This window comes from Sphingobium sp., assembly GCF_032153725.1.
GTDB lineage: Bacteria > Pseudomonadota > Alphaproteobacteria > Sphingomonadales > Sphingomonadaceae > Sphingobium.
Genome location: NZ_JALDYQ010000133.1, coordinates 1 through 5,256 on the forward strand (window position 1 = coordinate 1; position 5,256 = coordinate 5,256).

The 5,256-nt window shown below is 58.3% G+C and carries 6 protein-coding genes; 4 read left to right on the top strand and 2 right to left on the bottom strand.

Annotation, left to right across the window (positions count from 1 at the left end; translation table 11 throughout):
* Positions 1 to 22: 22 nt before the first annotated feature.
* Entirely contained in the window at positions 23 to 655 is a 633-nt protein-coding gene (locus RUH75_RS23145; protein WP_313809561.1) for a tyrosine-type recombinase/integrase, read from the bottom strand.
* A gap of 161 nt (positions 656 to 816) precedes the next feature.
* Between RUH75_RS23145 and RUH75_RS23150 the strand changes: the two genes are divergently transcribed.
* The 4 genes from RUH75_RS23150 (at position 817) to RUH75_RS23165 (ending at position 4,400) form a co-directional block, all read left to right on the top strand.
* The gene (locus RUH75_RS23150) at positions 817 to 1,074 is read left to right on the top strand and encodes a type II toxin-antitoxin system ParD family antitoxin (RefSeq protein ID WP_313809562.1); all 258 of its coding nucleotides are present in this window, start codon (positions 817 to 819) and stop codon (positions 1,072 to 1,074) included.
* Complete coding sequence (locus tag RUH75_RS23155) at positions 1,071 to 1,367, top strand: type II toxin-antitoxin system RelE/ParE family toxin (RefSeq protein ID WP_313809563.1); 297 nt, start codon at positions 1,071 to 1,073, stop codon at positions 1,365 to 1,367. The genes RUH75_RS23150 and RUH75_RS23155 overlap by 4 nt, the downstream gene beginning before the upstream one ends.
* A gap of 171 nt (positions 1,368 to 1,538) precedes the next feature.
* Positions 1,539 to 2,237, top strand: a complete 699-nt coding sequence (locus RUH75_RS23160) for a hypothetical protein (protein WP_313809564.1) — start codon at positions 1,539 to 1,541, stop codon at positions 2,235 to 2,237.
* Positions 2,238 to 2,507: 270 nt separating this feature from the next.
* Positions 2,508 to 4,400: an energy transducer TonB gene (locus RUH75_RS23165; protein ID WP_313809565.1), complete on the top strand. Its 1,893-nt coding sequence runs from the start codon at positions 2,508 to 2,510 to the stop codon at positions 4,398 to 4,400.
* A gap of 20 nt (positions 4,401 to 4,420) precedes the next feature.
* On the opposite strand, the gene RUH75_RS23170 is transcribed toward RUH75_RS23165, so the two are convergent.
* A complete protein-coding gene (locus RUH75_RS23170; protein ID WP_313809566.1) occupies positions 4,421 to 5,140 on the bottom strand; it encodes a hypothetical protein in 720 nt (239 codons plus the stop codon).
* Between the last annotated feature and the right edge of the window lie 116 nt (positions 5,141 to 5,256).

Here is a 5,256-nt window from a genome sequence, read left to right on the forward strand (position 1 = left end):
GGATCGGGAAGCCGATGGCAGATCAAATATCGGTACGTTCTGAGAGCGTCAGTGCATCGTCGATGTCGACGCCAAGATAGCGGACCGTGTTCTCGATGTTGGTGTGACCGAGCAGGATCTGCACCGCCCGCAGATTTCCAGTCGCCTTGTAAACGAGCGATACTTTCGTGCGACGCAGCGAGTGGGTGCCGTACTCCCGTCTGTCCAGACCAACTGTCGAAACCCACTCATCGACAAGGCGCGCATACTGCCGCGTGCTCAAGTGTCCGAGGTAATCGACCCGACTGGGAAATAGGAAATCTTGAGCGGCGCCGTGACGGCGTTCCAGCCACGCCGTCAGGCTCCTTCTGGCTTCGGTCATGATCTCGAACTGCACTGGTCGGCCGGTCTTCTGCTGGATAACCGTCGAGCGGTTGCGGATGATTCCCCCACAGGTGATATCGCCGATCCTGATCTTCACAAGATCGCAGCCGCGCAGCTTACTGTCGATTGCCAGATCGAACAGCGCCCGGTCGCGCAGCCGCCTGTGTTCGTCGAGGTAGAACCGGATGGCCCAGATGTCGCGCGGTTTGAGCGGACGCTTGGGGCCGACGTTCTGGCCTGCATTCCAAGGGCGCCGTTCATGCACGGCAGGGTCGAGGTCCGAGTATCCCATGGTGCTTCTCCCATGGCCGGAATGGCCATGGGCAGGATACCGGATCCCGTGCGTCGGATTCCCCGGCTTAAGAAGGTATCGTCGGCGATCTGATCCATGGCACCGCCAGTGCTTTATCAACTGTTGATAACATGATATGTCCTTCCGAAAGGAGGCTCGATATGATTAGTGCGGATCTCGGACAGCAGCTTGAGAATTTTGTCACCAAACTCGTCGCGACGGGACGCTACAACTCGAAAAGCGAGGTTTTACGCGAAGGCGTGCGGTTGATCCACGATAGGGAAACCCGCCTGGCCGCGCTGGATGCCTCGATCGCACGGGGCCTTGCAGACGCGGATGCAGAGCGCACAACGTCGGCCGAGGAGGTGTTCGATCGCCTTGAGGCGAAATACCGCGCCATGAGTGCGGGCGACGAATGATCGTCCATCTGTCGGCTGAGGCCGAATATGATCTTGAGACGATTGGCGACTATATCGCACGCGACAATCCGGAACGGGCGTTGAGCTTCTTACATGAGCTGCGCTCAAAATGCCTGGGCTTGGCCGATATGCCGGAGCGATTCCCGCTTGTGCCGCGCTATGAGGCGACTGGCATGCGACGGCGCGTGCATGGGGATTATTTGATCTTCTTCCGGGTCGAGGTGGAGAAAGTGGTCATCATCCACATTCTGCACGGTGCCCAGAATTACAGTACGATCCTCTTTCCATCCTGAGCCGCAAACATAGCGGACGTTCGCGAGGTGAACTCCGCCTCTCAAGAGCAGTCTTTCGTTGATCGCCATGATGATCGATAGGCGACAGCCACGCTGCAGCGCGATATAGCAAAGCGGCAAAGCGGCAAAGCGGCAATGCCGCAAAGCCGCGCGGGAAGGAGGCGAAGGCCGATGAACCAGCATGACCTGATGGTGTCGGTGCTCACCGCTGCGGGCGGCGAACCGACCGAGGATCATGCAGCGCCTAGCTATACGGGTAAGATCGCGGATATCCTTTTTCCGGCAGCCGATGTGATCGTCGAGGTCAAGTCGCTCACTACGGATCGGGCGGCGTCGGGCGAGACATCGGAGGCGGTTGGCGAGATGTTTTCGCGCCACACGCATATGGGAGCACCGGTGATATTTGGCACCGTGACGGTGAAGCTGCACGAACTGCCACCTGCGATCGCCATGAACACGCTGCGGATCGCTGGCAAAAGGGTTCTAGCCGAGGCGAAGGCTGCGAACGCGCAACTCAAGGCGACGAAGGTGGCGTTGGCCCGGCCCGAGGCGCTGGGGCTGCTGGCACTGATCACCCCGCCTTTTCGGCTGGACCGACGTTCGATCGTCGCCCTGGTGGGCGATGCGATGCGCGACAATCGCTGCCGCTCCATCGACCAACTCCTTCTGGTCGAAACCCCGCTTGCGGCGCCGGAGCCATATCGGCCGTGGGGAAATAGCTTCATGTCCTTCCATTCGCGGCCAGATGGCGAGCGACTCCTGCCGCAGCATCTCGCCGAAGCGATCGGGCGCGCTTGGGGCAAGATCACCGGGCAGCCTGCGGGTCAGGGAGATGAAGAGGATTATCATCGTTTCGGAGCGACGTCGTAATCCGCCAACATTGTGGTCGTTCGACAGCCCCTTTATCATGCCTGGAACCTGCCGTTCGTTCATGTCTACGGCGAAGGCGGGATAGCCTTACTCCCGATCCGCCTTTGAGGGGCCGGCTCGAAGAAGGCGATATCCATGTTGGACCCGAATCTTTTGATTCCTCCGGATTGAATCCTCGAAAATCGAAATTGACGCTGACTGCGGTGAGTGTACCAAGCTACCATAAGCTTGGGGGGTATCTTGAAAGCCATAGCCTTAATCTCGCTCGTGATGACGGCGAGTTCCGTAAACAGCGCAACACCGACAGCAGTGAAGCTACTTACAGCGGCGGACGTTGTGTCCATCGATCGCGCTCTCGATCGGGGGGCGCTCCGTCAGGCGGGAATGGAGCTGAGTGCGCTTGTTGACCAACGGATGCAACTATCGGGTGGTCCCCACCAAGAGTTTGAACTTACCCGCCTCATTGGAAAACAGAGCGAACTTCAGGGCGATCATTTCACAGGTGCTGCATTCCTCCAATTTGCGGCAGACAACGCACCGACTCCTGCAGACCGGCTACGCCTGCTTCCGGACCTGGCTATGGGCCTCGAAGCATCTGGTTCGCTCGCAGATGCCCGGCGCCTTTATATGGAGATCGTTCAGGCAAATGCTGGATCTTTAGAAGCGGCGAGGCTCGGCCTCGCGCGTATCGCGTTGATCGAATCGCCGGCAAACGTGCATCCACTGATCGAGACGCTGCTCCGTTTAAATCCTCCTGTGGACATCCGCTGGGAAGCTGAGTTGGTCGATAGCCGAGCGATGGGGATTTTAGGCGATAAGCAGGGACAACAGGCTGCGCTGCGCCGAGCTTGGGTGCTGGCACCCGATGTCTCGCAGCGCCATGGCGCAGTCCAACGGACTGCCATTGATCTCGCTTTGGCAAACCAAGGCTCCGCGATATCGCTTTTCGGGCTGTCGCTGACGGATGCCGTTTCTCCCAAAGCACTCGGAAAGCTTCGGCCGCAGCTGCCGATCTGTGGGAGAAATGGAATCACCGCAAGTGATTGGATGACGGTGTCAATCTGGCGCAGCCCCGGAACCAACAATTTTGCGAAACTCGAACTGATCGCAGCAAGCCGCGCAGAGGTCATTCCCACGTTTCTTGCTGGTCTTTCCTACACCGGCCTTCAGTCGGTTGATGATTCTCCACCGTCCGCCACGCCGGTCACGGTTCGTTGCAGAACGGGCGTATCGCCGGACTACATCGGCGGGTCGCGCGGCAGTGGAATTATCCCCCGCTGGGTCATCAGCGAGGGCCTATATCCCGCATATACCGACACTGACGAGCGCGACGCCAAAATTAACGAGTTGCAGGCGCAGCTGGCGCAACGCGAAGGTCGCTTCGGATCAAATTCGCCCGCATTGCTGCCGATCCTGAGCCAACTGATTGAGATGTATGGATCGAACGACAAGACCGGCCCGGACGATCTACGACGGGCGGTTCAACTTCACCAGCAGCAACTAACCATCGGCGAGCAAGCAAAAGCGCCCGCCGCCTATCTGGCATATAGCAAGGTGTGGATTGCATTGGCCCAACTGGCGTTGGGGGAGAGCGATCCCTCTCTCGCCTACCAGCAAGTTCAGGCAAGTACCGATCTACTGCTGCTTGACGATCAAATGGCGCCAGCAGCGGCCCGCCTGGCTACGGAAGCACTGGCCGAGAACGCACCGGGAAGCGTTCAACAGAAGCTCGCACTCGCCGAACACGTCGCCAAAATTCTGGCAGGTAAGCTTAAGAAGGACGACCCGACTTTAGAAGCACTTCAGTTGAAGATCGCCTTGTTCAAACGGGACACGTTGGGCACTCCGGTTGGCGGCAGCAACCGTATCTGCCAATTTGCCGATGAACAGCCCAAGCGCTTGTCCGGAGACATCACGACCGAAGACTACCCGGTAGAGGCGATCTCGGCAGCGATGGGAGGGTTGACCACGATGGAATTCGACATAACCTCCGATGGCACTCCAAAAAATCTACGCTCTATCGTCTCCTCGCCACCGGGCCTATTTGATGCTTTGACGGCGGAGAAGCTTTCAGCATTCCGCTTCGCGCCAGCAAAGTTCAAGCGGTCTCCGGCGCAATGTGTCGGCTATTCCCAACAGGTGCGATGGCAATTACCGAAATGAAGTAGGAGCGCTGTAAGAGGTCAGCGACTGCCATAAGTGACTGGTGCCAAGATATAGACCATATCTTCGTTCAGTTCGCGGAGCAGGACTTCCGTTCGTTTAGCTTCGGCCGCGGAGAATTCGGGTACGAGGGAGCGTTTGCTCACGGCGATTGTCACGACGCCATTCGAAAGCGTCGATGCACGACGATACGCCACCCCCGCAAGTTTCTGGTCGACGTCTTTGCCCACCAGCGAAAAGCCGTCCCCCTTATTTGGTAGCACGACAGTCTCATGATCTTCGCTATAGCTCGGAAAATTCACAGCAAACGGGGCGGACTTGTCGGATCCGTCCTCCCGCACAAAATCGGGGCGATAAGCTGTTACGCTGGCATTTGACCAGTAACGTCGCCGTGTGGTTCCGGCCGCTGTCTGCCAACCCATGTTCCCTTTTCCTTCCATGGCGAACCTTATCTCGCGGCGCGCGTCATCGAAGTTAAAAGAGACTTTGTCGATTTTGATCCAATCGTAATGTTGCTGCCAAAATCGGCGAATGGCTTGGTCCCGATCCGCCGCTGTCAGGACATTCAGACCTTGCCAGATCATCACGGCAGCATCGCCACGATAGATGCGTTCGGCCGAAGCCATAGCGGGGACGTTCAAGCCTCCGGATGCATCGAGCTTGAGATTGCGGATCTCCTGGGGTTTGTCAGGCGCGGCCTGGATAAGCTGCGTTAGCCCAGCTGCGCCATCGAGCGGCAACGCCCACCGGAAGCCCGGCGTCTCGACGGCATCAGGCGAGCGGTCTCCGGTCCTTGTGCCATCTAGTCACCTGGAACTGAAGTAGGTTATATTGTAGAGTGCTGCCGTCTGAACGA